A 23,864-nucleotide genomic window follows, 5' to 3' on the forward strand; every position below is an offset into this window, starting at 1 on the left:
GTCGACGGGATGGGCAAAGTATGCGCCCGGCTCCAGCTGTGCGCAGGAGACGGGGTTTGGCGACAGGTGATGTCGTTGATCGTGCTGGATATTCACCCGCTGAACCCGACTATAGATTCCCGGATTGTCAGCACAGCGTCACGGCGGGTCACACCCCCAGAAACACGGTCCGGACAAGGGTGCGGTAGGCCAGCACCTGATTTTCCAGCAATCCCGGCTGGCCCAGCGCCTTGGCGACGAGGATGCCTCCGTCAACGACGGTCATCAGCATGTCCGCGAGGTCCCGCAGATCGATGGCGACCCTCGGCGGATGGACGGCGGCGATCGCCTCCACACGGGCCAGGAACTGGGCGCGCCAGGTCTCCGTCATCTCGATCAGCACGGCGCGGACCCGATGGTCGAACTGCTGGTCCTGGTAGACGAAGGTGGCGACGAGGCAGCCGGGCCGCTCGGCCTGTACGTCGGCCATGGTTTCGGCCAGCAGTTTGAGGCCAACCAGATAGACCTGCAGCGGGTCGTCGGTCAGTTCCTCCGCGCGGCGAAACATCTGCTCGAAAATGTCGAGGTCGCGCTCGCGAAAGCGTTCGATCAGGGCCAGGGCCAGATCATTCTTGTCACGGAAGTGGTAGAAGAAGCCGCTCTTGGTGATGCAGGCCTCGAACAGGATTTCGTCGATCGAGGTGGCGGCGAACCCCTTGGCCAGCACGGAAGCCTCGGCCACGTCGAGAACGCGGTCACGGGTCTGCTCGCCGCGCGACACGCGCTGGACGGGCCTTTCACGGGTCAATGTCTGCACCATGAGTGCGGTTTTCCTCATTTCAGCCACAAGCTGACACGGCGAACGCGGCGTCAGCGGCCCGGAAGATGTTGGAAACACGCGGAAAACACGCCCCGCAAAGGTACTGGACCATGCGACGGCTGATGTCGCAGGGCGGCGCCTTCTATCACTTCGGCCTCCCCGGATCAGCCCTCGCGAGGTTAAAGATGATCAATGTTGTAACCGTTTCCATCCTGGCGATGTTCGTCGGCTTTATTCTGCTGGATACCTTCTGGCGGCCGCGCCGTTACCCCTCCAGCCCGTGGTGGAGGCTGAGAGGCGTCGGCGCCTTCATGGTCTACATGACCATCGCCCTGTTCGCGCCGCTGCTCTGGGACGCCTTCCTGGCGGAACACCGGCTGCTCGATCTCACGGCGCAGCCGCTGTGGCTCCAGCTCGGAGCGGGCTTCGTCATGTATCAGCTGACGATGTACCTGTGGCATCGTTCGCTGCATGGCGTCGACTTTCTGTGGCGGCATCTGCATCAGACGCATCACAGCGCCGAGCGTGTCGATGTCTGGGGCGCGTTCTGGTTCCACCCGCTCGACATGGTCGCCTGGACGCTTCAGGGCAGCCTGGCGCTGGTATGGATCGTGGGGATTTCGGTTGAGGCGGTGATCCCGATCGTGCTGCTGAACAGCTTCATGGGCATGTTCACCCACGCCAATGTGCGGACGCCGCGGTGGCTGGGGTGGATCGTGGCCAGGCCGGAGATGCACGCGGCGCATCACGAGCGGGGCGTGCACCGGTCGAACTACTGCGACCTGCCCCTGATCGACATGATGTTCGGCACCTGGAACAACCCGAAGACCGCGCCGAAAGAAGCCGGCTTCTATGACGGGGCGTCCGCCGAGCTCGGGGCCTTGCTGGTGGGGAAGACGCTGGCCTGAACCGGGGACAGGTTGGCTGGTCTGTGGGCAAGTGATTCGCGGCCTCTGCCGGGAGACCGCGAATCGGCGTCAAACTGGGACCATGAACGCCGCCGTCGCCATCGCCGACCTTCAGGCCCGCACCGGAGCCGTCGCGGCCGATCATCCGGAGTGGCAGTACCTCAACCTGCTGCGCGATATCCTCGACAACGGGGCGCGACGGGACGACCGGACAGGCACCGGGACGCTGGGGGTGTTCGGGCGGCAGATGCGCTTCGACCTGTCGAAGGGCTTTCCGGTCCTGACCACCAAGAAGCTGCACCTGCGCTCGATCATCGTCGAACTGCTGTGGTTCCTGCGCGGCGAGACCAATATCGGCTGGCTCAAGGACAACGGGGTCCGCATCTGGGACGAATGGGCCGACGCCGAGGGCGAGCTGGGGCCGGTCTACGGCAAGCAGTGGCGCTCGTGGGCGGCGCCGGACGGGCGGGTCATCGACCAGATCGAGAAGCTGATCGACGGACTGAAGACCAATCCGAACGGGCGCCGTCACATCGTCAGCGCCTGGAACCCGGCCGACGTCGACGACATGGCCCTGCCGCCCTGTCACTGCCTGTTCCAGTTCTTCGTCGCCGATGGAAAGCTGAGCTGCCAGCTGTACCAGCGCTCGGCCGACATCTTCCTGGGGGTGCCGTTCAACATCGCCTCGTATGCGCTCCTGACCATGATGGTGGCGCAGGTCACGGGCCTGAAGCCCGGCGAGTTCGTGCACACCTTCGGCGACGCCCACCTGTATCTGAACCACGTCGAGCAGGCGGCGACCCAGCTGGCGCGGGAGCCCCTGCCCCTGCCGGTCATGACCATCACGCCCAGGGACGACCTGTTCGCCTACCGGCTGGAGGACTTCGTGCTGACCGGTTACGAGCCGTGGCCGCATATCAAGGCGCCGGTGGCGGTCTGATCGAGGGGCATTCACATGGCACGTCCACCATCACCGCCACCGCCGCCCTCTCTTCCAGGCAGGTTCAGTGTGCCTGTTCCCAAATCACCGACTCCGCCCCCGCCGCCTCCGCCGCCGCCTCCCAGCAGGAAGTAGGATGGCCAATCCGCCGCGCTCCCCTCCTCCGAGGCCCACCGAGAAAAGCTCTGTTCCGGTTCCAAGGTCGCCAACGCCGCCTCCACCGCCCCCTCCTCCTCCAAAGAGGTGATTTTGGCGGGGGCGACTGACTTCGGAAATTTTGCTGATTGGGTAGCGGCGTCTGCCGCGGCCATCGGGGCTGCCTTGGTCATCGCCCAGTTGCGTCACAGCGTTCGGGTCACTGCCATCGATGCAGCGCGGCGCTTCCTAGAGGATACACGGACCCAATGGGGTAAGTGTCAGGCAGCAGCTGGCGCAAACCCGTTTAGCCCCGATGCATTTCGCAACGAGCTTTACGGCTTTGTGGCACAGCTTGAACTCAACGTAGCTGCTTTGGGGGAAATAGATTTTCCTGGCCGCGTAGAGAATATGATTGAGAGGACGATCGTAACATTCATGAATGAGATGGTAGCTGCTTCCTATGAGCCATATCTTCTCGAGATATTCTCAAATCGCATAATGTGCCCGTGCTTAAAGGGGTTTTGCCTTCAGCGGAAATCGCTTTTCGATGAAGGCGACAGGATCATGGATGCTCTCGCCATAGAGAGGTATCGGCACGCATGACCCTGAGCCTCCAATCTCTTTCAGAAGCCGTCCTGCGCATCTCCGACATCTATGCGGCCGAGCACGGCATCGAGCGCTCTGGCGACTGGGCCCTGCTGAAGGTGCAGGAGGAGCTGGGCGAGCTGACCGCGGAGCATCTGCGGATGAGCGGACGGGCGCGCGGGGCGGCCGACGCCGGCAAGCTGGGCGACGAGGCGGCGGACGTGCTGGGGATGCTGCTGATCTATTGCGACCGCGCCGGGATCGACCTCGAGGCGGCGATGCAGCGGAAATGGCTGCACTGGCTGGAGCCGCGGCCAGGCGGCTGACGCCATCGCCGGCGGCGGCCGAACTGTAAAGATTCGTAACTTCGTTCTCCCAAGCGTGGCCGTAACGGCGACTCAGGCGCATCCTTCGCCCGTCCGCCGATGAGCGGACCCTTGGGGAGGCTATGATGATCAAGAAATTCTCGGCCGAGTTCGTCGGCACGATGGTGCTGGTGCTGTTCGGGTGCGGCGCCGCGGTGCTGGGCGGGTTCGACATCGTCGGCCAGCTGGGCATCGCGCTGGCGTTCGGTCTGGCCATCGTGGCCATGGCCTACGGCATCGGGCCGGTGTCCGGGTGCCACGTCAATCCGGCGGTCAGCCTGGCGGCCTTCGTGGCCGGGCGGATGTCGCTGAAGGACATGGGGCTGTACTGGGTGGCGCAGATCCTCGGCGCGATCGCCGGCGCGGCCATTCTGGGGCTGATCGCCAAGACCGGCTTCGCGGCGCTCGGGGCCAATGGCTATGACGCCGGTTCGCCCGGCGGCTACGGCCTGCACGCGGCGCTGATCTTCGAGGTCGTGGCGACGGCCATCTTCGTGATCGTCATCCTCGGCGTGACCGGAGAGAAGGGTCAGGGCGCCTTCGCGGGCCTGGCCATCGGCCTGACGCTGGCCGTGATCCACATCGTCGGCATCCAGGTGACCGGCGTGTCGGTCAATCCGGCGCGCAGCTTCGGTCCGGCCCTGCTGCAGGGCGGTGAGGCGCTGAGCCAGGTCTGGGTGTTCTTCGCGGCCCCGGCGGTCGGGGCGGTGATCGGCGCCCTGCTGTTCCGCTTCAAGGTGCTGGAACCCGAGGCCTGATGGCGTAGAACGGGCGGCGGCCGACGACCGGCGGCCGCCCGTCCCATCGCTCCTGCCCGCCGTGAGGTTCGCTTGCCCCTGCCCCATCTCGCCCTCGTCGTCGCCCGCGCCCGCAACGGGGTGATCGGCAAGGACGGCGGCCTGCCGTGGCGGCTCCGCAGCGACCTGCAGCGGTTCAAGGCGGTGACCATGGGCAAGCCGTGCATCATGGGGCGGCGGACGTGGGAGAGTTTGCCGCTCAAGCCCCTGCCCGGGCGGCTGAACCTGGTGCTGTCGAAGGACGAGTCGTTCCTGGCGAAGGGGGCGCTGGCCTGCACCACGCTGGACGAGGCGATCGACATCGCGCGCGAGACCGCCGGGGACGACGGGGTCGACGAGATCTGCGTCATCGGCGGCGTGGCCCTGTTCGCGGCGACCCTGCCGCGGGCGAAGCGGCTGTACCTGACCGAGGTCGAGGCCGAGCCGGAGGGGGACGCGGTGTTCCCGACGTTCGACGAGGCGGCGTGGATCGAGGTATCGTCGGAGCCGCATCCGGCCGGCGAGAAGGACGATCACGCCTTCGTTTTTCGAGTGCTGGAGAAGCGCTGACCGAGGAGGTTCCCATGCTGATCGTGACCACCAACGACATTCCCGGCCACCGGGTCGTCAGAACCCTCGGCATGGTGCGCGGCATCACGGTGCGGTCGAGGAACGCCATCAGCGACATGGTCGGCGGCGTGCAGTCGATGCTGGGCGGGCGCGTCGGGGCCTATGTGAAGCTGGCCGAGGCGGCGCGGCAGGAGGCCTATGACGAACTGGTGGCCCATGCCGGCGGGATGGGCGCCAACGCCATCCTGGCCATGCGCTACGACGCCAACGAGATCATTCCGGGGATCACCGAGGTGCTGGCCTATGGCACGGCGGTGGTGGTGGAGCCGGCGTGACGCGGCGGCCAGGAATGCAACGGCCGCCGGAGCATGCCGGCAGCCGTTGTCGTGCCGTCTCTACGCGCCGGGCGTCCTTACCCTGGGACGCACTCAGCCTCTTCGCCGGGGCAAACCCAGTAGCCCCCGTTGTAGTCCCCGTTCTCATCATAGGTTGCGTACCACTTGCAACCGATCTCGCAGCTGTAGCCCGGCTCGGTGATCGGGTCGGCGTTCGCCGCATAGGCGATCGCTCCGAAAGACGCTGCGACCAGAATCGCGCCCAAGAGCTTTTTAGACATTCCGCGGTCTCCTGTGGGGCGACCATCCGCCCGTGATAACAGTGGAGCCAGGCGGGAAGACCACCACTCACGATTGCGTGATAATTGGCCCACCACCACAGGATACCAGTGAGCGACCGCACGGCGGGCTTCGTTCCCTTGGCTGCAGCTTCATGCGACAGTCGCCGCGAGCCCGTCGGTGGGCCGGGGTCGGGGGACCAGCGATGGGTATATTCAGCTGGTTGACCGGCAGCCGACCGGCGCCCGCGGGCGTGGCGCGCGAGCCGGTGGCCGCGCTGCGCAGGCGGCTGCTGGCGCTCAACCGGGACACCTCGCCGATCGTGATCCGTGACGGCAAGCCGGAGGGCGTCGACCTGGTCGCCGAATGGAAGATCGTCGACGCCAAATGGTACGAGATCTTCGCCAGGGCCGGCATCCAGCGCGTGTTCAAGGTGCTGATGACGTTCGACGAGGAGCGCGGCGAGGTGCGCTCGGCCGACCAGGAATGGTCGGTGGAATGGCGGGCCGGGGTCCCGGACCTGAGCCTGGCCGGATCGGGGTTCCGCGGCCAGAAGTGGGAGAAGAGCTTCGAAAGCGTCCACGCCTTCCGCGAGGACGGGTCCTGGGGCGAAATCTACAGCTACAGGTTCGACACGGGCGAGATCAAACGCCCGCTGCACAAGGCGGTCGCCGAAGGGGGCTGGGGCTGGAAAGGCGTGTCGTTCGGCAAGCTGTGAGGCCGGTGCGGCGGCCTACGCCCCGGCGGTGGTGAAGCGGGAACAGGCGTCCAGTTCCGCCTGCAGGGCGCCCCGCCGGACCAGGTCCTCGATCGGGCGCCGAAGGGCGTGAATATCGCCCGATAGCCATTCACCGTCGACGCCGAGCCGCTCCATGGCGAGGCGGCCGAGTTCCTCTTCCCAGGCATCATTGCGGCCGAACAGGGCGTGATGCAGGTCGAGCGCCGGCTCATGTGGCGGCAGGAAGCGCCAGACCGGCGGGAAGCCGTGGCTCGCGGCCTGATGCCGGGCCATGTCGCAGACCATGACGAACCACCAGTGCGGCGGCTTCTGATCGGGGTCCTGGAGCCGGGCGCGCAACCCGGTCGCGAGATCGAGGACGGAAAGGCCGGTCAGGCGCATGGCCCGACCGGTCGCGCAGACGGACTCGTCCCAGATCGACGGGTACTGATCCGTCCAGAACAGGTCGTGCAGCCGCTGGCGGCCGACGGGTCCGAGCAGGCCGACGGCGAGGACGACCCCGGCCATGCAGTCGGTCGAGGGCAGGTCCGTCCCGCCGTCGTCGACGAGGAAGCGGTCGACCAGTTCCACATCGCCGATCCAGCCGGCCAGGGCGGGCAGGTATTCGGCGAACAGCCACTGGCCGACGCAGGTCTGCACGGCGGCGCGGACCTGATCCTCCATCCCGTCCGGCGGCAACTGGACGAGGCCGTCGACGGCGGCCGGGGCGGCGTCCCAATTGGCCTCGCAGGCGTGGGCGAACAGTACCGGCCTCGCCTGTTCCAGCCCGGCCCAGCCGAAGGCCCACAGCAGATCGTGCGGCGCCCCCTCGACCAGCCGGCCATCGGCGACGAAGCGGTCGAACAGCCGCTCGACCATCGCCTTGTCGCCATGACGCGCGATCGGTTCGACCAGGCCGCCGTCGCCGACGGGATCGGCGAGCAGCCGGGGCAGCAGGGCCTCGGCGTCCCCGGGGCCGCCGCGGAGGGAGATAAGCTCGATCGCCGCGGCCCGCTCGAGCGGGTGCAGGGTGTCGGTCAGAAGGCGACGGGTCGCGTGGAGCATGGCGCCGGAAGCTAGACGGAAGACGGGCGGAGGCAAGACGCCGTCAGGTTTCGAAAGCCTCAGACGCCCAGCACGTCGGCGACCCGCGCCGCCACGACGGCGAAGCGACGGGCGATGTCCCCGTCCGGATCCGCCGAGACCAGCGGCCGGCCCGCGTCGCCCGCCTCGCGCAGGGCGGGGTCCAGCGGCAGGTCGCCGAGGAAGGGCACGCCGAGGCGGTCGGCCTCGGCCCCGGCCCCGCCGCGACCGAATACGTCGCCGGACATGTTCTCGATCAGGCCGAGCGTGGGAACCCCGACCTTCTCGAACAGGCGGTGGGCGCGGCGGGCGTCGGCCAGAGCCACCTCCTGCGGGGTCGAGACGATCACCGCGCCGTCGAGCGGGGTCTTCTGGATCAGGGTCAGCTGGACGTCGCCGGTGCCGGGCGGCAGGTCGACGACGAGGATGTCGAGCGGCCGCTCCTCCGTCCCCCAGCGGGTCTGGGTCAGCATCTGGGTCAGGGCCTGGGAGGCCATGGGGCCGCGCCAGATCATGGCGTCGCCGGCCTCGGTCAGCAGGCCGACGGACATCAGGCGGAGGCCGTGGGCGAGGTGCGGCTCCATCATGCCGTCGCGGTATTCCGGCTTGCCCGAGACGCCGGTCATGGTCGGCAGCGAGGGGCCGTAGACGTCGGCGTCGAGCACGCCGACCGACAGGCCCCGCCCGGCCAGGGCGGCGGCGAGATTGACGGCGACGGTGGACTTGCCGACCCCGCCCTTGCCGCTGGCGATGGCGAGGACGCGGCGGACGTGGGCCGGGCGATCGGTGGGCACGGGGGCTTTTGGACGGGTCTGGTCGACGGCCTGGGGCGACAGGGAGGCGCGGCGGGCGGGTTTGGCGGCGGGCGCGGTCTCCGCGGTCAGGACCACGGAGACGCGGGCCATGCCGGGGATGGCCTTCAGCGCGGCCTCGGCGGCGTCGCGGACGGGGGCGTAGAGGGCGGTCTCGCCGGCCGGAACCTCCATGACGAAGCCCGCCCGGTCGTCCGCGACGGTCAGCCCCTGGACCAGGCCGGCGGCGACCAGCCCCTGCCCGGTCTTCGGGTCGGCGACGGCGTCGAGGGCGGCGAGGACGGCTGCGCGGTCGGGCAAGGGGGCGATCCTGATGGGTTGCCGGGTCGGGGTCCGCGTTCTATCGCCGAACACCCCCGCTTCGCGAGCCCGCATTTTGACCGCACTCGAGATCACCACGCCCGTGACGCTGATCGCCGGCCCGACCGCCTCGGGCAAGTCGCGGCTGGCGCTGGAGACGGCGGAGCGGACCGGGGCCGTGATCGTCAACGCCGACAGCCAGCAGCTGTACGCCGACCTGCGGGTGCTGAGCGCCCGGCCCTCGCTCGAGGAGGAGGCGCGGGCCGAACACCGGCTGTACGGCGTCGCCGACGCGGCCGACGCCTGGTCCGTGGGGCGCTGGAACCGGGCGGTCATGCCGGTGCTGGCGGAGCTGGCGGCGGCGCGGCGCCCGGCGCTGCTGGTCGGCGGGACCGGACTGTATTTCACGGCCCTGACCAATGGCTTGGCGGATATTCCTGACGTTCCGCTGGAGTCCCGGGAGGCGGCCGGCGCGCTCTACGACCAGCTCGGCGAGACGGCGTTCCGGGCCCGCCTGGCGGCCGTGGACGCGGGGGCGGCGGAGCGGATCGAGGCGGGCGACCGGCAGCGGCTGACCCGGGCCTGGGCGGTGGCGGAGCACACCGGGCGGGCGCTGAGCGACTGGACGGCGGACACCACGCCGCTGCTGGCGCCGGGGTCGTGGACGGGACTGGTGGTCGAGCCGGAGCGGGAGGCGCTCTACGCGAGCTGCGACCTGCGGGTGGCGCAGATGGTCGAGGCGGGAGCGCTGGACGAGGTGCGGGCGCTGGTCGCGCGCAGGCTGGACCCGGCCCTGCCGGCGATGAAGGCGGTCGGGGTGCGCGAGTTCGCGGCCCATCTGGCCGGGGAGACGACGCTGGCGGCGGCGGTCGAGGCGACGCGGCAGGCCACCCGCAACTACGCCAAGCGCCAGCTGACCTGGTTCCGGAACCAGACGCCGGAGTGGACGCGGGTTAGTTGAACCGCGGACGGGCGAGTCCTACGGAACCCGTTCGGTTACGCCCTCCGCGAACTGGACGTCGGCGAATTCCGGGTAGACCTCGCGGAGGATCGTCACCTGGGCGGCCTCCTGCACGCGGATCAGGTACCAGTCGCCGGCCTCCTCGATGGCGAGCGTCTCCGTCCTGACCCGAATCCGCCCGACGTCCTTCACATCCATCACGGTCGTGGTCGGGATCATCAGATAGGGGCGGCCGCCGGTCGGCGTGGTGTGGATCGCGGCGCCGGGAACGTCCATCTTGTAGGAGACAAACGTCACGTCAGCCATCATGGGGGCCATGGCCTCGGCCAGGAGGGTCCGCATCTCGGCCTCGGTGACGCCGAGGCGGCTGGCGAGGGCGGCGCGGAGCGCCGGCGGGGTCACATCGAGGCTGGCCGCGAAATCACCGCTGGCGAGCGCCCGGTCGAGAATGTCGATGCGCGCCTCGATCAGGGCGCGGTCGCCGGCTGTCACCTTTTGCGCGAGGGCGGGCGACCCCAACATCCAAACGGCGCAGATCATCGCCGCACAGACGGCGCCCAGCTTCGACATCGGATTCCCCCGGATTCGCCGCCCATTCGGGCGACGTCGCTTCCGCCTGTCTGCCAGACCGTCGCGGACGGGGGAAGTCCGCGGATCAGGGGTGACCGCCCTGCCTGACCACGGGCGCACACGACGAGCACGGCTGACAGGCCGCGCAATCCCGACCAAGGTGGCCGCCAACGCCTCCGGAGAGCCCCATGTTCCGCCAGCCCTTCACCCTCGCCGCCCTGCTCCTCGCCCTCTCGGCCGGTCCCGGCCTGACCCAGAACGCGCATCACGCTGATGCACCGGCCGCCCTCACGCCGGCGGCGAGCGAGGCGGCGGCGACGGTCGACGCCTTCCACGCCGCACTGCGGGCCGGCGACCGGGACGCTGCCCTCGCCCTGCTGACGGAGGATGCGCTGATCTTCGAGGCCGGCGGAGCGGAGCGGTCCCGGGCCGAATATGCATCGCACCATCTGGAGGCCGACTCCGCCTTCGCCGCCATGACCCGGGACGCCGTGAGGCGGCGCTCGGGCGACGCTTCGGGCGACGTGGCGTGGATCACCAGCGAGGGCCGAACCACCGGCGAGTTCAACGGGCGGCCGGTCGACCGGATCACCACCGAGACCATGCTGCTGCGCCGCCACGGCGACGGCTGGCGCATCCAGCACATCCACTGGTCGTCGCGGGCTCCGCGACCCTCCTAGAGCGAGGCGGGCGGCGGCAGCAGGCCCATCGCGGCGACAAGGCCAAGGATCGCCAGCCCGAGGGCGAACTCGACGGCCAGGGTTCGCCGGAGCCGACCCAGAGACGGCGCGTCCCGGACGCCCGAAGCCGACAGGGCCGGCGCGAGGCGGTAGCGATGGAGGGTGGCCAGCCCCAGCATGCCGGCGAAGGCCGCCAGCTTGACCGCCAACAGCTGACCCCACGCTGTCGACAGCAGGGCCGGCAGGGCGTCGGGGCCGACGAGGACCCAGACATTGACCAGACCGGAGAGAACCAGGGCGCTCACGGCCAGGGTCCCGATGTTCGCGAATCCCACGAGGGCGGCGGCGAGACCGTCGACGGGGGCGTCGACCTCCTTCCGCCGGCGCGCCAGGGCGACGAAGGCGGCCAGGGCGCCGATCCAGATCAGGGCGGCGATGGCGTGGACGACGTCAGCGGCGAGGTGCGGCCAACGCCACGGCCCTTCGGTCGCCCCGCCGTGTCCGGTCCAGGCGAAGGAGGCGCCGATCAGCAGCGCCGGAAGGATCAGGCTCCGCCACAGGGCGCCGTCGAACCGGAGCGAAAGGGCCAGCATCAGGGCGAGGAGCGCCAGGGCCGCGCGGGCGGCGTAGGCTGCGCCGAGGGCGGTCCCGGTGATCATGAAGCCGAGGGTTTCGGGCTTGACCGCCTCGACCAGCGAGCCGGCCATGACGGCGGTCTGGACGACAAGGGCCGCCAGCGTCGCCAACAGCAGGACGGCGGCGGCGAGCCGGATCAGGCGCCCCGCCCAGCCGGATCGGGCGCCAGCCAGGGCGGCGCGGCCATACAGCATGAAGGCCGGCACGCCGAGCACGATGGCCGCCGCGGCGTACTGAATCGCGCGAAGCCCGACCAGCGCCGCCTCGGTCATGTCAGCGGACGGTGAAGCCGTAGGACCCGGTCATGCGGTGCCCGTCGCCGGAAGCGATCCGCCAGTTGACGGTCCAGGCGCCCGCCGCCAGCGACCGGGCCACCCGGGCGGAGAGAGTCTTGCCGTCCTCGCTGACAGTGGCGCGGACGGGGGTCTCGCGCCCGGCCGCGTCGACCAGGTCGAAGGACGAAAAGGCCGGAACCATCCGCTCGCTGAACGTCAAGGAGATCACGTCGGGCGAGGCGACGACCGCATTGGCCGCCGGCGTGGAGCGCACCAGCCGTGCGTGGGCCAGGGCGGCCGCGGCCGGAGCGGAGACCACCAGGACGACGGCGGCGACGGCTAACAGACGATGAAGGGTCATGGCTCTCCTGACTATGTCGATGGCGGATTGTCCAGTGCCCCGGCGACCTTGCGCCTGCCACCCTGAACGCTTCCTGTCGCGGGCCGATCCCCCCGCCGGCCCGGCGAACCCCTTGGAATGGCGGGCTCCATACCCTATATTACCCCTGTCCGGGTTCGCCCGGACTATGGCGATAAACGCGCTTGTAATAAGCGGACCGGACCCGGGTGCGATTCCCGGCGGCTCCACCATTTCCTCCCGTGTATCGGCGGGCGGTGCGGGGCCGACTAGCATCGACGGACGTGTAAAGAAGACTGCTTTCGCCCGTCCTGGCCCACCGTATCGGGCCATTTTCTAACTGCGAACGATAACTTCGCTGGAGAAGTCGCTCTCGCCGCGTAAGCGGTTCGGGTGATTTCGAACACTTAAGTCCTGGGGGATCAGTTCCTCAGGCGGGGCCCGGAGGGCGCCTGCCAACAGAAGCCCTCCACTTTCCCGTATCGAAGGCGCCCTCCTCTCTTCCTGGGAGGCGTGGGGGCGCCTGCCAACAGAAGCCCTCCACTTTCCTCGCCCTTTACCCTCTCGCCGTCTTCCGCCCGCGCCCCCACGCGGCTAAACCCTTCGACACTACAGCCGAGGGACCCGATGGCCGACGAGACCCCGCCAGTCGACGAGATGCACTACGAGCAGCTGGCGCAGGACGCCCTGCGCGGCGTCATCCGCTCGGCCCTGGAGCGCGCGGCCATGCCCGAGGGCATCCCCGGGGCGCACCATTTCTACATCACCTTCAAGACCCGCGCGCCGGGCGTCAGCGTGCCGCCGGACGTCATGGCCAAATACCCGGACGAGATGACGGTGGTGCTGCAGCACCAGTACTGGGACCTGAAGGTCGAGGCCGACCGGTTCTCGGTGATGCTGAAGTTCGGCGGCATGCCGAAGGTGCTGTCCATGCCCTATACGGCGGTGACGCGGTTCTACGACCCGTCGGTGCAGTTCCTGCTGCAGTTCGAGTCGCCGGCGACGGTCGAGGAGATCGCGGCGCTGGAGCCGGAGCCGGACGCGCCCCCGCCCTCCACCGGCGACGACGGGCCCAAGGTCGTCTCGCTGGACCAGTTCCGGAAGAAGTAGCCCCTTTTCCCCGGCGCCGCTTGCGCTAACCTCTTGCCTGAACCTGGGCGAGGCGAGCATGGGTCGGGGACTGCTCCTGCTGATACTGGCGGCTCTGCTGGCCGGCGCCGGGCCGGCATGCGGCCAGACTCCCGCGGGCCGCTTCGACGGCTGGGCCACGGCGGTGATCGCGGCGGACTGGCGTGACGGCGGCGGCCAGCCGATCCAGGCCTTCGACAATGCGCGGCGCGACGTGACTCGGGGCTTCATCGAGGCGGGCCTGCCGCGCGAGGCCCTGGTCGACCATTCGCTGCGGCCCGACGCGGCTGACCCGGTCACCGCCGCGGAAGCGCTGCGGAACGTGACCGACGTGGCCGCCCGGGCGCCGCGCGGCTGTCTGCTCTATTTCACCTCGCACGGCTCGCCCCGGGGCATCGTCTTCGGCCCCGACGCCATCCTCGAGCCGGCCGACATGGCCAACCTCGTGCGCCACTGGTGCGGGACGCGCCCGACCGTGGTGATCGTCTCGGCCTGCTATTCCGGCGTCTTCGTCAATGCGCTGGCGGGGCCCAACCGGATGGTCCTGACGGCGGCCAGCCGCGAGCGGACCTCGTTCGGGTGCGGGGCCGAAGAGACGTATCCGTGGTTCGACGGCTGCGTGATCGAGACCCTGCAGGCGGCGACGGATTTCCTCGCACTGGCGGCCGGGACGCGGGCCTGCGTGGCGCGCAAGGAGGCGGCGGCCGGGGTCACGGTCCCGTCCGAGCCGCAGCTGTTCGTCGGCGCCGAGATGCAGCTGCGGCTGCCGACGCTGCGCTTTCAGCGGAGCGGGGGATGACGCTCGCCGTGGATGCGGACGGCTGGTCGCCGGCGGCCTGCCATTGCGGCACGGTGCGCTTCCGGGTGCGGCTGAGCGAGGGGCTGGCCAGCGCGCGGCGCTGCGACTGTTCGCTGTGCCGGATGCGCGGGGCCGTGGCGGTGACGGCCGGGCCGGGCGGGGTCGAGGTGCTGGAGGGGGCCGAGGCGCTGACGGAATACCGGTTCAACACCGGCGTGGCGCGGCATTGGTTCTGCTCGACATGCGGCATCTACACCCACCACCGGCGGCGCTCGAACCCGAACGAGTACGGGGTCAACGCGGCCTGCCTTGAGGGGGTCAGCCCGTTCGACTTCGCCGAGGCGCCGGTCAACGACGGTGGGCATCACCCCAGCGACGGCGGCGGGGGCGTGGTGGGCGTGTTGAGGTACGAGAGATTACGATAACCCGCTCATCCCCGCGAAGGCGGGGACCCAGTCCTGTCCAGCCTGACACCGGCGCTTCCGGACTGCCGACAAATGCCCCGGGTCTTCCGCCCATCACCCAAAGCACTGGGTCCCCGCCTTCGCGGGGATGAGCGGAATTATGGCCGCGGAAACACCCGGATCGTGATCCGCTCGCGCTCGCCCTCGTGGCGTTCGACCAGCAGGCGGGCGACCTGGGCGTCGTCGTGGAACAGATAGCCCTTGATGGCGTCGAGCAGGGCCTTGGCGAGGTTGTCCAGGTCGATGTGCGGCGGATCGCCGACATGCTCCATGCGGATCTCGACGACGAAATCCCCCCAGGAGGGGCGCGACACCCACTCCTTGCGCATGAACTCATAGACCAGCGGCTTGTAGTATTTGGCCTGGGTGGTCAGGCCGTCGATGGTGATCTCGACGGTCTCGCCGATTTCCCGGAGGCGGACCTTGCCCGTGCCGATCCAGCCCGCCGTCAAGGGCGGCACCCGGGCGGGACCTCGCCGACCAGGGTCGCCGTGCGGATCATGACGGGCGGGGTCAGCTGCTCTTCGGCGTCGGCGGGCGACATCTGGATGCGCCGGGCGACATCGAGCCCCTCGACCACACGCCCGAAGGCGGCGAAGCCCTGGCCGTCGGGATTGCGCCTGCCGCCGAAATCGAGGCTGGGCGTATCCCGCGTGACGATGAAGAAGCTGGAGGTGGCGGTGTCCGGGCCGTCGCGGGCCATGGAGATGGTCCCGGCCGTGTGGCTGAGGCCGGTGTCGCGGGTGCGCTCCAGCGGGATCGGCGGGCGCAGGTCGTCGTCAGAGCCGCGCGGCGTGGCGGCCTGGATGACGTCGATGGGGTTGGGATTGTCGTTGGTCGCGCTGACGACGGTGCGGAAGAAGCTGCCGCCCGCGTAGTCGCCGTCGGTGACGTAGCTGAGAAAGTTGCAGACGGTCAGCGGCGCCCGCTCAAGCTCCAGCTCGACGACCATGCGGCCGGCGTCGGTCTCGAACACCACCCGGGGCCGGTCGGCGCCGTTGGCCGTGGTCGCGCAGGCCGAAAGCGCCAGCGCCGCCGCCATGATCATCGTCCGCATCGCCGGCTCATCCGCCTTGTCCCCTCGCCTCTCCGTGCTACACCGCCGCGCATCCTCCCGTCACGCCTGAAGAGCCTCGCCGTCATGAGCAACGCCCGCATCGAAACCGACACCTTCGGCCCGATCGAGGTCGCCCCGGACCGCTACTGGGGGGCGCAGGCGCAACGCTCGCTGGGGAATTTCAAAATCGGCGAGGAGACGCAGCCGTTGCCGATCGTGCGGGCGCTGGGCATCGTCAAACGGGCTGCGGCCGAGACCAATATGGCGCTGGGCAAGCTGGACCCGACGATCGGCGAGACCATCGTCAAGGCGGCGAACGAGGTCATCGAGGGCAGGCTCAACGATCATTTCCCGCTGGTGGTCTGGCAGACGGGGTCGGGCACCCAGTCGAACATGAACGCCAACGAGGTGATCTCGAACCGCGCCATCGAGATGCTGGGCGGCGAGATGGGCTCGAAGACGCCGGTCCATCCCAACGACCACGTCAACATGAGCCAGTCGTCGAACGACACCTATCCGACGGCCATGCATGTGGCCTGCGCCGAGCAGGTGGTGAAGACGCTGATCCCGGCGCTGAAGCATCTGCACGCGGCGCTGAAGGCCAAGAGCGACGCCTGGCAGGGCATCATCAAGATCGGCCGCACCCACACCCAGGACGCCACGCCGCTGACGCTGGGCCAGGAGTTCGGCGGCTATGCCCAGCAGGTCGCCAACGGCATCGAGCGGATCGAACAGACCCTGCCAAAGCTGATGGAGCTGGCCCAGGGCGGCACCGCCGTGGGCACCGGGCTGAATGCGCCGGTCGGGTTCGCGGAGACGGTGGCGGAGAAGATCGCCGCCATCACCGGCCTGCCCTTCGTCACGGCGCCCAACAAGTTCGAGGCGCTGGCCGCGCACGACGCCATGGTATTCAGCCACGGGGCCATCAACACGGTGGCGGCCTCGCTGTTCAAGATCGCCAACGACATCCGCTTCCTCGGCTCGGGCCCGCGCTCGGGGCTGGGCGAACTGGCCCTGCCGGAGAACGAGCCGGGCTCGTCGATCATGCCGGGCAAGGTCAATCCGACCCAGTGCGAGGCTCTGACGCAGGTCTGCGTGCAGGTGTTCGGCAACCACGCGGCGGTGACCTTCGCGGGCTCGCAGGGGCATTTCGAGCTGAACGTCTTCAATCCGGTGATGGCCTACAACTTCCTGCAGTCGGTGCGGCTGATGGCCGACGCCGCGGTGTCGTTCACCGACAACTGCGTGGTTGGGATCGAGCCGCGCGAGGACAACATCAAGCGGGGGCTGGAGAACTCGCTGATGCTGGTCACGGCGCTGAACGGACGGCTGGGCTATGACGCCTGCGCCAAGATCGCCAAGACGGCGCACAAAAACGGCACCACCCTGCGCGAGGAGGCCGTCGGCGGCGGCTATCTGACGAACGAGGAGTTCGACGAATGGGTTCGGCCGGAGAAGATGATCTCGCCGGGGTGATCGACGCTTCCTGAACCGGCGGGAAACCTGTCTGGACGTGCTGCTCGCTCCGGAGTGAGTCGCCCTCAGGGCTTCTCGCGGATGGTCCGGCCGACCGGAGCCAGCGCCAGCCTGGCCAGTTCGAGGTCCTTCAGCGCGAAGGGAATGCCGATGATCGAGACGAACTCGACCACGGCGATGATCAGGTGCGTCAAGGCGAGGTACCAGCCGGCGAAGATGAACCAGATCACGTTCAGCACCACGCCGACGCCGCCTGTGCCCAGATCCTCACGGCCCGTGGCCGCGTCGCGCCAGACGACCTCGCGGCCGAACGGCCAGAACGAATAGCTGGCGATCCGCCACGCGGCGAAGCTCCACGGCAGGCCGACGACGGTCAGAGCCAGGATCGCCCCGCCGAACAGCCAGAGCAGGCCGGACAGCCAGCCGCCGAAGATGAGCCAGAGGACGTTGAGCACGAGTCGGATCATGCCGCCATGTTAGGGGCCTCGGCGCGCTTCCGTTCGTGAATTCGCCGTAAGCGGGGTCGGCTCGCCGGGTCTCAGTGCGTCTCGGCCCAGCGCGCCTTGGCCTCGTCCTTCGTGACGTTGAGATGGACGTGGGCGTCGACGTGGTCGACCCAGCTGACCGGGATCATGTGGTGTTTGAAGCCCGAGCCGAGGTCCAGCTTGGCCAGTTCGATCTGGTCGCCCCGCACATGATCGACGCGGCCGACGTGCGCACCGTCGGAACCGACGACTTCGAGGCTTTCGCGGATTTGAGACGGGTCTACCATGGGACGCTCCTGACGATGTGGATGTCGGGAAACCGTTCGGCCGCGGGTCGGGTTGCATAACGGAGGCTTCATGGGCGAGATCGTCAACCTGAACCGGGTGCGCAAGGATCGCGCCCGGGCCGAGGCGAAGACCGCGGCGGCCGGCAATCGCGCCGCGCATGGCCGGTCGAAAGCCGAACGGACGAAGGCGGACAAGGAACGGGCGCGGGCGGACAGCCTGCTGGACGGCTCGAAGCTGGAGGACTGAGATGGGCGAGATGCCGCGCACCCGCCACGGCCTGATCCCGATGCTGGTGGCGATCCGCGTCGCCAGCGAGCGCAAGCGGCGCGAGGCCGAGGCCGCCGCCGCCGCGAGCGCGGAGGCGGCGGAGAAACCGAAGAAGAAGCGCGGCTGGTTCGGCTAGACCGCCGAGACCTTGGGCGCCCGGATCAGCAGGACCTGGCCGGCCAGCACCAGCGCCAGACCGGCCAGCGCCGGCCAGCCGAAGCGGGCGTTCTCGAACAGCACCGAGACCAGCATGGCGATGGGCGGCGTCAGGGCCGAGATGTAGCTGGCCAAGGCGTAGCCGCGGGCGCGGGCGACGCTGAAATAGACCACGAAGGCGATCACGGAACCGAACACCGACAGGTACAGCAGCGACCCGAGGTAGGTGAAGCTCGGCTCGATCGACCATTCGACTCCGGTGGCCAGGCCGTAGAGGGCGAGCAGGCCGGCGCCATAGGCCATCGCCCAGGCGGTCGACGGGATCACCGCCGACCCGGCGTTCTGGCCGCGCCAGGCGAAGTAGTTGCCGAAGGCGGAGGCGGCCACCGCCGTCACGGCGAAACCGACGCCGGTCGCGCTGGCCGTGTCGAGGCCGGCGCCCAGCACTTCCGAGCCTGACAGCACAGCGACGCCGACCACGCCCAGAGCCGCTCCACCCCACGAAAGCGCGGCGGCCCGCTGCCGGGCGGCGATGCGGAACAGGATCAGGTTGAGAAGCGCGAGCGAGGCGAAGATCACCGCCACGACGGCCGAGGGGATCCGCCCCTCGGCGGCGTAGGTGAAGCTGTAGCTGATCGAGAAGGCGAAGACGCCCTGCCCCGCCGCGGTCAGATGCTGGTTGAGGGTGAGCGTCACGGAGCGGCGCGTGATCAGACAGCCGGCGAAGATCAGGATGGCGGCGAGACCGAAGCGCCAGACGATCGAGGCGAGCGGCGCGACCTGGCCGAGTTGCAGGGTGATCGCATACCAGGTCGTGCCCCAGATCGCCGCGCACAGGGCGACGCCGCCGATCGCCCACAGGGTCGCACGGGACAGACCGGTCGGCGGCGGCGAAACGAGAGACCCGGAGGAAGCGGACATCCTCGCCAAGTGGATGAGCCGGAGACCGGACGCAAGCCGAGGAATCCGGACCGCGCCACAAGGCAGGCTTATGAGCCCCTTCCAAAGGGCGGGGCGGTGGTCAGGCCCGCAGCTTGAGCGCCATCCGCGCCTCCGGCGGCACGCGGTCGTAGACGCCGGGCGGACGGATGTTCAACGAGGCGCGCGCGGCCTCCAGGGGCACGGCGAACAGGGCCTCATAGTCGAGCCCCGGCAGCCAGCGCGCGGCGCGGCCGTTGCGCCAGGCCTGAAAGACGGCGCGCCGGGCGGGGACGGCCGGGTTCTCGCGCTGGATCTCGCGGGCCCCGCCCCAGCCGATCAGGGCAAAGCCGAAATTGCCCGTCTGGGCGTGGGAGAAGGCGACGACGCAAGCCTCGCCCAGCGCGTCGGTCTCATAGCCCGTCAGGACGTGCCAGACATCGTGCACGTCCCGCAGTCGGCGGGAATACCAGAAGATAGGGTGCGGGGCGTCCGTCAGCGGCGTGACCTTGCGCGCCTCCACGGCCAGTCCCTCGGCCGTGAACCCCCGCGCCTGGCGGAAACGCCGGTAAGCGGCGCCCACCGTGCCCGGCCTGAAACGCGCCAGCCACACCGGATCGTCCAGCTTGTGCGCCAGTTCCTCGCGCAGGAAGGCCTGGCGGCCGCCTTCCATGGTCTTGAGCATGCGGTTGTAGCCGCGGGCGATCGAGCGTCCCGACAGGGCGCGCATGATCTCGAACACCTGGGCGGTGTCCTCCTTGTCGCGGATCAGCCGCCGGAAGGCGCGCAAGGCCGTCAGCGGCTCTACACGCGGGGGCCGGTAGGGTTCGACGCTGTAGAAGTCGGCGGTCGCTGTCATGCGGCGATCCTGTGCGGGACATCTTAACATAGCGCGTAGGGAACTTCGGGTGAACAGGGTCAGGAACCGGCGGCCGCTCGCCGCGGAGGCCCGGCTCCGCTAGGTTCGCCCCATGCTCAGAAAACGCTCCGTCTCCCTGTCCGGACACGCCACCTCGGTGGCGCTGGAGCCGGAGTTCTGGGCTGTGCTGGACGCCGTGGCGGCGGAGCTGAAGCTGACCCACGCCGGGCTGATGAAGCGGATCGACGAGCGGCGCGGACGCAGACCGCTGGCCTCGGCCTGCCGGCTTCTGGCGCTGGCCTGGACGGGCGGAGACCGTTCTTTCGCCGAACAGCAGTCGTCCGATTGACAGCGACCAGGGTTGGCGCATCCTCCACCCTGGAGAGCGCATCATGATCGACAGCAGACTGATCCCCGCCGGCCTCGTGGGCGGCCTTCTCGCCGTCGGGCTGATCGGCGGAGGCGCCCTGATCGGTCAGGGCGTCGTCAACGCCCGGGTCGGCGACCGGTCGGTGACCGTGAGGGGGCTGGCCGAGCGCGACGTGCAGGCGGACCTGGCGGTGCTGCCGCTGCGCTTCACCGTTTCGGGCGAGGTGCTGTCGGAGGTGCAGGCGCGCATCGACACCGACCTGGGGGTCGTGCGCCGGTTCCTGACGGCGCAGGGCTACCCGGCCGACGCCGTGACCCTGGGCCGGCTCGAGGTGTCGGACCGGCTCTCACGCGAGTACGCCCAGCAGGACGGCGGCCCGCGCTTCATCCTGGCCCAGACGGTGATCGTGCGAACCACCGACGTGGCGCGGGTGCAGGCGACGACGCGGGCGATGAACGATCTGGTCCGCCAGGGCGTGGTGCTGCAGGACTTCACCGGCCCGACCTACATCTTCACCAAGCTCAACGACGTCCGCCCGGCCATGATCGCCGAGGCGACGGCGTCGGCCCGCACCGGCGCCGCACAGTTCGCCAAGGACTCGGGCGCGCCGCTGGGGCCGATCCGGCAGGCGACGCAGGGCTCGTTCGAAATCCTGCCGCGCGAGGGGTATGGCGACGCGAGCCAGTCCCCGGACCAGAGGGTCCGGGTCGTGACCACGATCAGCTACCGTCTGAAGTAGGCGCTCAGTTGCCCGGGGCCGGCTCCGGATTGGGCACGCTGGGCGCGGGCAGATCCGGCAGGTCGGGCATCTTCGGCGCCTCCGGCAGCGTGGGCGCCGGCAGATCGACGTCGAGATCGACCTTGGTGTCCGTGGTCCGGTTCAGGCCGCCGTTCGAGAACACCACGACGGCGATGATGACCAGCACCACCAGCAGGCCGCCGACCAGGAAGCCGATCCAGCCGGCGCCGCCGCCCCTATCGGTCGTCGACGGATTGTTGATGGTGGTGTGATGCACGACGTCAGGACGGTCGTCGCGCGGCGGGGGGACGTTCGGATCAGTCATGTTCAGCCTCCAGTGCCAGGAACCGCGGGGGCGGACACCTCAGGCAGATTGACGTCGACGTCGACGTTCTTCGTCTCGGGCGCGCCGCCGCGGGCGAAGACGAAATAGGCCACCACGGCCAGCACGACCACGATCGCCCCGACGATGAACGCGAGGCCGGTGTTGCCGCTTCCGCCCGTGTTGTTGGTGTTGTCAGCCATGGGTATCCCTTCCCTTTGAACCCTGTCAGCAACCGGAACGATGGTCAGGCTTGACGGTTCCCCGGCGGCGCGACGACGCGGGCGCTGACATCGGGCTCCGTGCCCCTTATGTTCTCGCGATGAGTCTGCCTGAAACCCCCGCCCCGCGTATCTCCGATCTCGCCCGCTCGCGCGGCCCCGGGGGCGTCGAGCCTTCGGGCGCGCCCGACTATCTGGCGGGGCTGAATCCCGAACAGCGCGAGGCGGTCGAGACGGTGGACGGGCCGGTGCTGGTGCTGGCGGGCGCCGGCACGGGCAAGACGCGGGTGCTGACCACGCGGCTGGCGCACATCCTCGCCACCGGGCGGGCGCGGCCGTGGGAGCTGCTCGCCGTCACCTTCACCAACAAGGCCGCGCGCGAGATGCGCGAGCGGATCACCCATCTGATCGGGCCGTCGGCCGAGGGGCTGCGCTGGCTGGGCACCTTCCACTCGGTGGCGGCGCAGATCCTGCGGCGGCACGCCGAGCTGGTCGGACTGAAGTCGACCTTCACGATCCTCGACACCGACGACCAGGAGCGGGTCTGCAAACAACTGCTCGAGGCGGCCAATCTGGACACCAAGCGGTGGACGCCGCGCTCGCTCAGCGGCCTGATCGACCACTGGAAGAACCGCGGCTGGACGCCCGAGACGCTGCCCTCGACCGAGGATTTCGCCAACGGCAAGGGGCACGCGCTCTACGCCGCCTATCAGGCGCGGCTGGTCAGCCTGAACGCCTGCGACTTCGGCGACCTGTTGCTGCACAACCTGACGATCCTGTCGAAACACACGGATATCGCTGAGGAATACCGGCGGCGGTTCCGCTACATCCTGGTCGACGAATACCAGGACACCAACGTCGCCCAATACCTTTGGCTGCGGCTGCTGACCTCCTCGACCGGCAACGTCTGCTGCGTCGGCGACGACGACCAGTCGATCTACGGCTGGCGCGGGGCCGAGGTGGACAACATCCTGCGCTTCGAGCGCGACTTCCCGGGCGCAAAGGTGATCCGGCTGGAGCGCAACTATCGTTCGACGCAGCATATCCTCGGCGCCGCCTCGGGCCTGATCGCGGCCAACAAGGGGCGGCTGGGCAAGACGCTGTGGACCGAGGACCTGAGCGGCGACAAGGTTCGGGTGCGCGGCGTCTGGGACGGCGAGGCCGAGGCCCGGCTGATCGCCGACGAAATCGAGACCGCGCGGCGCCAGGGCATGGCCTACAAGGACATGGCGGTGCTGGTCCGGGCTTCGTTCCAGATGCGGGCGTTCGAGGAGCGGTTCGTGTTGCTGGCCGTGCCCTATGTGGTGATCGGCGGGCCGCGCTTCTTCGAACGGGCCGAGATCCGCGACGCCCACGCCTATCTGCGGCTGATCCTGTCCGAGGACGACGATCTGGCCTTCGAGCGGATCGTCAATGTGCCCAAGCGCGGCGTCGGCGACACCTCGGTGCAGAAGGTGCTGCAGATCGCCCGGCTGTCGGGCGTCTCGGCCATGGCGGCGGTGCGCGACCTGATCGTCTCGGACGAACTGCAGGCGCGCACGCGGACGGCGCTGAGCAACTTCGTGCGCGACATCGACCGCTGGCGGGCGCTGGCCCAGACCACCACGCACTGGGAGCTGACCGAGACGGTGCTGGAGGAGAGCGGCTACACCGACATGCAGAAGGCCGACCGGGCGACCGGCCAGACGCGGCTCGACAACCTCAAGGAACTGACCCAGTCGATGCAGGCCTTCGACAGCCTGCCCGCCTATCTGGAGCATGTGTCGCTGGTCATGGATCTCGACCGGGGCGGCGCCGACGACGCGGTGCAGATCATGACGCTGCACGGGGCCAAGGGGCTGGAGTTCCCGCTGGTCTTCCTGCCCGGCTGGGAGGAAGGGGTCTTCCCGAGCCAGCGCAGCATCGACGAGAAGGGCGAGAAGGGACTCGAGGAGGAACGCCGGCTGGCCTATGTCGGCGTCACCCGGGCCAAGCAGGACGCACGCATCTCATTCGCGGCCAACCGGCTGGTGTATGGGCGCTGGACCTCGCAGCTGCCGAGCCGGTTCGTCGACGAACTGCCCATCGACCACGTCGAGGCCGAGAGCGACACGGGCTACTACGGCGTCACGCCCGGCATGAAGGAGGCCAAGAGCCGCTGGGACGAGATGCCGACTTTCGGCAGCGGCTACTCCTCGCCGGGCTGGAAGCGGGCGCAGTCGTTCGCGGCCGCGCGGGCCCCGGCGGC

The 23,864-nt window shown here is 69.2% G+C and carries 34 protein-coding genes and 1 other RNA gene; 20 read left to right on the forward strand and 15 right to left on the reverse strand.

What is annotated here, in order from left to right; genetic code table 11:
* Positions 1-148 precede the first annotated feature (148 nt).
* On the reverse strand, positions 149-799 hold the full coding sequence (locus VEB62_RS07560; protein ID WP_324797565.1) for a TetR/AcrR family transcriptional regulator: 651 nt from the start codon (positions 797-799) through the stop codon (positions 149-151).
* Between the two features lie 110 nt (positions 800-909).
* Between VEB62_RS07560 and VEB62_RS07565 the strand changes: the two genes are divergently transcribed.
* The 7 genes from VEB62_RS07565 (at position 910) to VEB62_RS07595 (ending at position 5,416) form a co-directional block, all read left to right on the forward strand.
* Entirely contained in the window at positions 910-1,707 is a 798-nt protein-coding gene (locus tag VEB62_RS07565; protein WP_324797568.1) for a sterol desaturase family protein, read from the forward strand.
* Positions 1,708-1,789: 82 nt separating this feature from the next.
* Entirely contained in the window at positions 1,790-2,647 is an 858-nt protein-coding gene (locus VEB62_RS07570) for a thymidylate synthase (protein WP_324797571.1), read from the forward strand.
* Positions 2,648-2,968: 321 nt separating this feature from the next.
* Positions 2,969-3,388, forward strand: coding sequence for a hypothetical protein (locus tag VEB62_RS07575; protein ID WP_324797574.1), 420 nt, complete (start codon positions 2,969-2,971; stop codon positions 3,386-3,388).
* A complete protein-coding gene (locus tag VEB62_RS07580) occupies positions 3,385-3,696 on the forward strand; it encodes a nucleoside triphosphate pyrophosphohydrolase family protein (RefSeq protein ID WP_324797576.1) in 312 nt (103 codons plus the stop codon). The genes VEB62_RS07575 and VEB62_RS07580 overlap by 4 nt, the downstream gene beginning before the upstream one ends.
* Positions 3,697-3,821: 125 nt before the next feature.
* Positions 3,822-4,493 (forward strand): aquaporin, encoded by a 672-nt coding sequence (locus tag VEB62_RS07585; protein ID WP_324797579.1) that lies wholly within the window; start codon positions 3,822-3,824, stop codon positions 4,491-4,493.
* Positions 4,494-4,565: 72 nt separating this feature from the next.
* A complete protein-coding gene (locus VEB62_RS07590; protein WP_324797581.1) occupies positions 4,566-5,081 on the forward strand; it encodes a dihydrofolate reductase in 516 nt (171 codons plus the stop codon).
* 14 nt (positions 5,082-5,095) lie between these two features.
* Positions 5,096-5,416, forward strand: coding sequence for a YbjQ family protein (locus tag VEB62_RS07595; RefSeq protein WP_324797584.1), 321 nt, complete (start codon positions 5,096-5,098; stop codon positions 5,414-5,416).
* A gap of 77 nt (positions 5,417-5,493) precedes the next feature.
* Here the strand turns inward: VEB62_RS07595 and VEB62_RS07600 are convergent, their stop codons facing one another.
* Positions 5,494-5,697: a hypothetical protein gene (locus VEB62_RS07600; RefSeq protein ID WP_324797587.1), complete on the reverse strand. Its 204-nt coding sequence runs from the start codon at positions 5,695-5,697 to the stop codon at positions 5,494-5,496.
* Positions 5,698-5,900: 203 nt separating this feature from the next.
* Here VEB62_RS07600 and VEB62_RS07605 point away from each other — a divergent pair, with 203 nt between their 5' ends.
* Positions 5,901-6,413: a hypothetical protein gene (locus tag VEB62_RS07605; RefSeq protein ID WP_324797590.1), complete on the forward strand. Its 513-nt coding sequence runs from the start codon at positions 5,901-5,903 to the stop codon at positions 6,411-6,413.
* A gap of 15 nt (positions 6,414-6,428) precedes the next feature.
* Here the strand turns inward: VEB62_RS07605 and VEB62_RS07610 are convergent, their stop codons facing one another.
* Entirely contained in the window at positions 6,429-7,478 is a 1,050-nt protein-coding gene (locus VEB62_RS07610; protein ID WP_324797592.1) for a hypothetical protein, read from the reverse strand.
* A 59-nt stretch (positions 7,479-7,537) separates the two neighbouring features.
* The gene (locus VEB62_RS07615; protein WP_324797594.1) at positions 7,538-8,608 is read right to left on the reverse strand and encodes an Mrp/NBP35 family ATP-binding protein; all 1,071 of its coding nucleotides are present in this window, start codon (positions 8,606-8,608) and stop codon (positions 7,538-7,540) included.
* A 73-nt stretch (positions 8,609-8,681) separates the two neighbouring features.
* Here VEB62_RS07615 and miaA point away from each other — a divergent pair, with 73 nt between their 5' ends.
* Entirely contained in the window at positions 8,682-9,569 is an 888-nt protein-coding gene (miaA, locus tag VEB62_RS07620) for a tRNA (adenosine(37)-N6)-dimethylallyltransferase MiaA (RefSeq protein WP_324797648.1), read from the forward strand.
* Positions 9,570-9,587: 18 nt separating this feature from the next.
* Here the strand turns inward: miaA and VEB62_RS07625 are convergent, their stop codons facing one another.
* Positions 9,588-10,139 (reverse strand): hypothetical protein, encoded by a 552-nt coding sequence (locus VEB62_RS07625; protein ID WP_324797597.1) that lies wholly within the window; start codon positions 10,137-10,139, stop codon positions 9,588-9,590.
* Between the two features lie 188 nt (positions 10,140-10,327).
* Here VEB62_RS07625 and VEB62_RS07630 point away from each other — a divergent pair, with 188 nt between their 5' ends.
* Positions 10,328-10,819, forward strand: a complete 492-nt coding sequence (locus tag VEB62_RS07630; protein ID WP_324797599.1) for a YybH family protein — start codon at positions 10,328-10,330, stop codon at positions 10,817-10,819.
* On the opposite strand, the gene copD is transcribed toward VEB62_RS07630, so the two are convergent.
* Positions 10,816-11,727, reverse strand: coding sequence for a copper homeostasis membrane protein CopD (gene copD, locus VEB62_RS07635; RefSeq protein WP_324797602.1), 912 nt, complete (start codon positions 11,725-11,727; stop codon positions 10,816-10,818). The two genes, VEB62_RS07630 and copD, sit on opposite strands and share 4 nt — an antisense overlap.
* Position 11,728: 1 nt before the next feature.
* Positions 11,729-12,091, reverse strand: coding sequence for a copper homeostasis periplasmic binding protein CopC (gene copC / locus VEB62_RS07640; RefSeq protein ID WP_324797605.1), 363 nt, complete (start codon positions 12,089-12,091; stop codon positions 11,729-11,731).
* 108 nt (positions 12,092-12,199) lie between these two features.
* Between copC and ssrA the strand changes: the two genes are divergently transcribed.
* The 4 genes from ssrA (at position 12,200) to VEB62_RS07660 (ending at position 14,440) form a co-directional block, all read left to right on the forward strand.
* Positions 12,200-12,562: a transfer-messenger RNA gene (gene ssrA / locus VEB62_RS07645) on the forward strand.
* 153 nt (positions 12,563-12,715) lie between these two features.
* Entirely contained in the window at positions 12,716-13,198 is a 483-nt protein-coding gene (locus tag VEB62_RS07650; protein ID WP_324797608.1) for an SspB family protein, read from the forward strand.
* A 58-nt stretch (positions 13,199-13,256) separates the two neighbouring features.
* A complete protein-coding gene (locus VEB62_RS07655) occupies positions 13,257-14,015 on the forward strand; it encodes a C13 family peptidase (RefSeq protein WP_324797611.1) in 759 nt (252 codons plus the stop codon).
* The gene (locus tag VEB62_RS07660) at positions 14,012-14,440 is read left to right on the forward strand and encodes a GFA family protein (protein WP_324797613.1); all 429 of its coding nucleotides are present in this window, start codon (positions 14,012-14,014) and stop codon (positions 14,438-14,440) included. The genes VEB62_RS07655 and VEB62_RS07660 overlap by 4 nt, the downstream gene beginning before the upstream one ends.
* 137 nt (positions 14,441-14,577) lie before the next feature.
* Here the strand turns inward: VEB62_RS07660 and VEB62_RS07665 are convergent, their stop codons facing one another.
* Together VEB62_RS07665 and VEB62_RS07670 are read right to left on the reverse strand one after the other, a co-directional pair.
* A complete protein-coding gene (locus tag VEB62_RS07665) occupies positions 14,578-14,931 on the reverse strand; it encodes a RusA family crossover junction endodeoxyribonuclease (RefSeq protein ID WP_324797652.1) in 354 nt (117 codons plus the stop codon).
* Positions 14,928-15,536 (reverse strand): peptidylprolyl isomerase, encoded by a 609-nt coding sequence (locus VEB62_RS07670; RefSeq protein ID WP_324797615.1) that lies wholly within the window; start codon positions 15,534-15,536, stop codon positions 14,928-14,930. Before VEB62_RS07670 ends, VEB62_RS07665 begins: the two co-directional genes overlap by 4 nt.
* 84 nt (positions 15,537-15,620) lie before the next feature.
* Between VEB62_RS07670 and fumC the strand changes: the two genes are divergently transcribed.
* On the forward strand, positions 15,621-17,012 hold the full coding sequence (fumC, locus tag VEB62_RS07675; protein ID WP_324797618.1) for a class II fumarate hydratase: 1,392 nt from the start codon (positions 15,621-15,623) through the stop codon (positions 17,010-17,012).
* 65 nt (positions 17,013-17,077) lie between these two features.
* Here fumC and VEB62_RS07680 read toward each other — a convergent pair whose 3' ends face one another.
* Both VEB62_RS07680 and VEB62_RS07685 read right to left on the reverse strand, forming a co-directional pair.
* Complete coding sequence (locus tag VEB62_RS07680) at positions 17,078-17,479, reverse strand: YccF domain-containing protein (protein ID WP_324797621.1); 402 nt, start codon at positions 17,477-17,479, stop codon at positions 17,078-17,080.
* A 71-nt stretch (positions 17,480-17,550) separates the two neighbouring features.
* Entirely contained in the window at positions 17,551-17,784 is a 234-nt protein-coding gene (locus tag VEB62_RS07685; protein ID WP_324797623.1) for a DUF2171 domain-containing protein, read from the reverse strand.
* 70 nt (positions 17,785-17,854) lie between these two features.
* Here VEB62_RS07685 and VEB62_RS07690 point away from each other — a divergent pair, with 70 nt between their 5' ends.
* Together VEB62_RS07690 and VEB62_RS07695 are read left to right on the forward strand one after the other, a co-directional pair.
* A complete protein-coding gene (locus VEB62_RS07690; protein ID WP_324797626.1) occupies positions 17,855-18,031 on the forward strand; it encodes a DUF4169 family protein in 177 nt (58 codons plus the stop codon).
* Position 18,032: 1 nt separating this feature from the next.
* Positions 18,033-18,188 carry a hypothetical protein gene (locus VEB62_RS07695; RefSeq protein WP_324797629.1) on the forward strand — a complete coding sequence of 52 codons (156 nt, stop codon included), beginning with the start codon at positions 18,033-18,035 and terminating at the stop codon, positions 18,186-18,188.
* Here the strand turns inward: VEB62_RS07695 and VEB62_RS07700 are convergent.
* Together VEB62_RS07700 and VEB62_RS07705 are read right to left on the reverse strand one after the other, a co-directional pair.
* Positions 18,185-19,129 (reverse strand): DMT family transporter, encoded by a 945-nt coding sequence (locus VEB62_RS07700; protein WP_324797632.1) that lies wholly within the window; start codon positions 19,127-19,129, stop codon positions 18,185-18,187. The two genes, VEB62_RS07695 and VEB62_RS07700, sit on opposite strands and share 4 nt — an antisense overlap.
* A 100-nt stretch (positions 19,130-19,229) precedes the next feature.
* Positions 19,230-19,985 carry a Coq4 family protein gene (locus VEB62_RS07705; protein WP_324797634.1) on the reverse strand — a complete coding sequence of 252 codons (756 nt, stop codon included), beginning with the start codon at positions 19,983-19,985 and terminating at the stop codon, positions 19,230-19,232.
* A 112-nt stretch (positions 19,986-20,097) separates the two neighbouring features.
* Here VEB62_RS07705 and VEB62_RS07710 point away from each other — a divergent pair, with 112 nt between their 5' ends.
* Entirely contained in the window at positions 20,098-20,334 is a 237-nt protein-coding gene (locus VEB62_RS07710) for a ribbon-helix-helix domain-containing protein (protein ID WP_324797637.1), read from the forward strand.
* A gap of 43 nt (positions 20,335-20,377) precedes the next feature.
* Positions 20,378-21,094 carry an SIMPL domain-containing protein gene (locus VEB62_RS07715; protein WP_324797639.1) on the forward strand — a complete coding sequence of 239 codons (717 nt, stop codon included), beginning with the start codon at positions 20,378-20,380 and terminating at the stop codon, positions 21,092-21,094.
* Positions 21,095-21,098: 4 nt separating this feature from the next.
* Here the strand turns inward: VEB62_RS07715 and VEB62_RS07720 are convergent, their stop codons facing one another.
* Positions 21,099-21,419, reverse strand: coding sequence for a hypothetical protein (locus tag VEB62_RS07720; protein ID WP_324797642.1), 321 nt, complete (start codon positions 21,417-21,419; stop codon positions 21,099-21,101).
* A gap of 2 nt (positions 21,420-21,421) precedes the next feature.
* Complete coding sequence (locus VEB62_RS07725) at positions 21,422-21,619, reverse strand: hypothetical protein (RefSeq protein ID WP_324797643.1); 198 nt, start codon at positions 21,617-21,619, stop codon at positions 21,422-21,424.
* Between the two features lie 119 nt (positions 21,620-21,738).
* Here VEB62_RS07725 and VEB62_RS07730 point away from each other — a divergent pair.
* On the forward strand, positions 21,739-23,864 hold a 2,126-nt coding region (locus VEB62_RS07730), incomplete at its 3' end, for an ATP-dependent helicase (protein WP_324797646.1).

The sequence above is a fragment of the Brevundimonas sp. genome (genome assembly GCF_035626975.1).
Lineage (GTDB): Bacteria > Pseudomonadota > Alphaproteobacteria > Caulobacterales > Caulobacteraceae > Brevundimonas.

What these genes read in the sequence shown, in the direction of transcription:
- VEB62_RS07560 (WP_324797565.1), bottom strand. Translation starts at nt 799, where the DNA reads ATGGTGCAGACATTGACCCGTGAAAGGCCCGTCCAGCGCGTGTCGCGC.
- VEB62_RS07565 (WP_324797568.1), top strand. Translation starts at nt 910, where the DNA reads ATGCGACGGCTGATGTCGCAGGGCGGCGCCTTCTATCACTTCGGCCTC.
- VEB62_RS07570 (WP_324797571.1), top strand. Translation starts at nt 1,790, where the DNA reads ATGAACGCCGCCGTCGCCATCGCCGACCTTCAGGCCCGCACCGGAGCC.
- VEB62_RS07580 (WP_324797576.1), top strand. Translation starts at nt 3,385, where the DNA reads ATGACCCTGAGCCTCCAATCTCTTTCAGAAGCCGTCCTGCGCATCTCC.
- VEB62_RS07585 (WP_324797579.1), top strand. Translation starts at nt 3,822, where the DNA reads ATGATCAAGAAATTCTCGGCCGAGTTCGTCGGCACGATGGTGCTGGTG.
- VEB62_RS07595 (WP_324797584.1), top strand. Translation starts at nt 5,096, where the DNA reads ATGCTGATCGTGACCACCAACGACATTCCCGGCCACCGGGTCGTCAGA.
- VEB62_RS07600 (WP_324797587.1), bottom strand. Translation starts at nt 5,697, where the DNA reads ATGTCTAAAAAGCTCTTGGGCGCGATTCTGGTCGCAGCGTCTTTCGGA.
- VEB62_RS07605 (WP_324797590.1), top strand. Translation starts at nt 5,901, where the DNA reads ATGGGTATATTCAGCTGGTTGACCGGCAGCCGACCGGCGCCCGCGGGC.
- VEB62_RS07610 (WP_324797592.1), bottom strand. Translation starts at nt 7,478, where the DNA reads ATGCTCCACGCGACCCGTCGCCTTCTGACCGACACCCTGCACCCGCTC.
- VEB62_RS07625 (WP_324797597.1), bottom strand. Translation starts at nt 10,139, where the DNA reads ATGTCGAAGCTGGGCGCCGTCTGTGCGGCGATGATCTGCGCCGTTTGG.
- VEB62_RS07630 (WP_324797599.1), top strand. Translation starts at nt 10,328, where the DNA reads ATGTTCCGCCAGCCCTTCACCCTCGCCGCCCTGCTCCTCGCCCTCTCG.
- copD (WP_324797602.1), bottom strand. Translation starts at nt 11,727, where the DNA reads ATGACCGAGGCGGCGCTGGTCGGGCTTCGCGCGATTCAGTACGCCGCG.
- copC (WP_324797605.1), bottom strand. Translation starts at nt 12,091, where the DNA reads ATGACCCTTCATCGTCTGTTAGCCGTCGCCGCCGTCGTCCTGGTGGTC.
- VEB62_RS07650 (WP_324797608.1), top strand. Translation starts at nt 12,716, where the DNA reads ATGGCCGACGAGACCCCGCCAGTCGACGAGATGCACTACGAGCAGCTG.
- VEB62_RS07655 (WP_324797611.1), top strand. Translation starts at nt 13,257, where the DNA reads ATGGGTCGGGGACTGCTCCTGCTGATACTGGCGGCTCTGCTGGCCGGC.
- VEB62_RS07660 (WP_324797613.1), top strand. Translation starts at nt 14,012, where the DNA reads ATGACGCTCGCCGTGGATGCGGACGGCTGGTCGCCGGCGGCCTGCCAT.
- VEB62_RS07670 (WP_324797615.1), bottom strand. Translation starts at nt 15,536, where the DNA reads ATGCGGACGATGATCATGGCGGCGGCGCTGGCGCTTTCGGCCTGCGCG.
- fumC (WP_324797618.1), top strand. Translation starts at nt 15,621, where the DNA reads ATGAGCAACGCCCGCATCGAAACCGACACCTTCGGCCCGATCGAGGTC.
- VEB62_RS07680 (WP_324797621.1), bottom strand. Translation starts at nt 17,479, where the DNA reads ATGATCCGACTCGTGCTCAACGTCCTCTGGCTCATCTTCGGCGGCTGG.
- VEB62_RS07685 (WP_324797623.1), bottom strand. Translation starts at nt 17,784, where the DNA reads ATGGTAGACCCGTCTCAAATCCGCGAAAGCCTCGAAGTCGTCGGTTCC.
- VEB62_RS07690 (WP_324797626.1), top strand. Translation starts at nt 17,855, where the DNA reads ATGGGCGAGATCGTCAACCTGAACCGGGTGCGCAAGGATCGCGCCCGG.
- VEB62_RS07695 (WP_324797629.1), top strand. Translation starts at nt 18,033, where the DNA reads ATGGGCGAGATGCCGCGCACCCGCCACGGCCTGATCCCGATGCTGGTG.
- VEB62_RS07700 (WP_324797632.1), bottom strand. Translation starts at nt 19,129, where the DNA reads ATGTCCGCTTCCTCCGGGTCTCTCGTTTCGCCGCCGCCGACCGGTCTG.
- VEB62_RS07705 (WP_324797634.1), bottom strand. Translation starts at nt 19,985, where the DNA reads ATGACAGCGACCGCCGACTTCTACAGCGTCGAACCCTACCGGCCCCCG.
- VEB62_RS07710 (WP_324797637.1), top strand. Translation starts at nt 20,098, where the DNA reads ATGCTCAGAAAACGCTCCGTCTCCCTGTCCGGACACGCCACCTCGGTG.
- VEB62_RS07715 (WP_324797639.1), top strand. Translation starts at nt 20,378, where the DNA reads ATGATCGACAGCAGACTGATCCCCGCCGGCCTCGTGGGCGGCCTTCTC.
- VEB62_RS07720 (WP_324797642.1), bottom strand. Translation starts at nt 21,419, where the DNA reads ATGACTGATCCGAACGTCCCCCCGCCGCGCGACGACCGTCCTGACGTC.
- VEB62_RS07725 (WP_324797643.1), bottom strand. Translation starts at nt 21,619, where the DNA reads ATGGCTGACAACACCAACAACACGGGCGGAAGCGGCAACACCGGCCTC.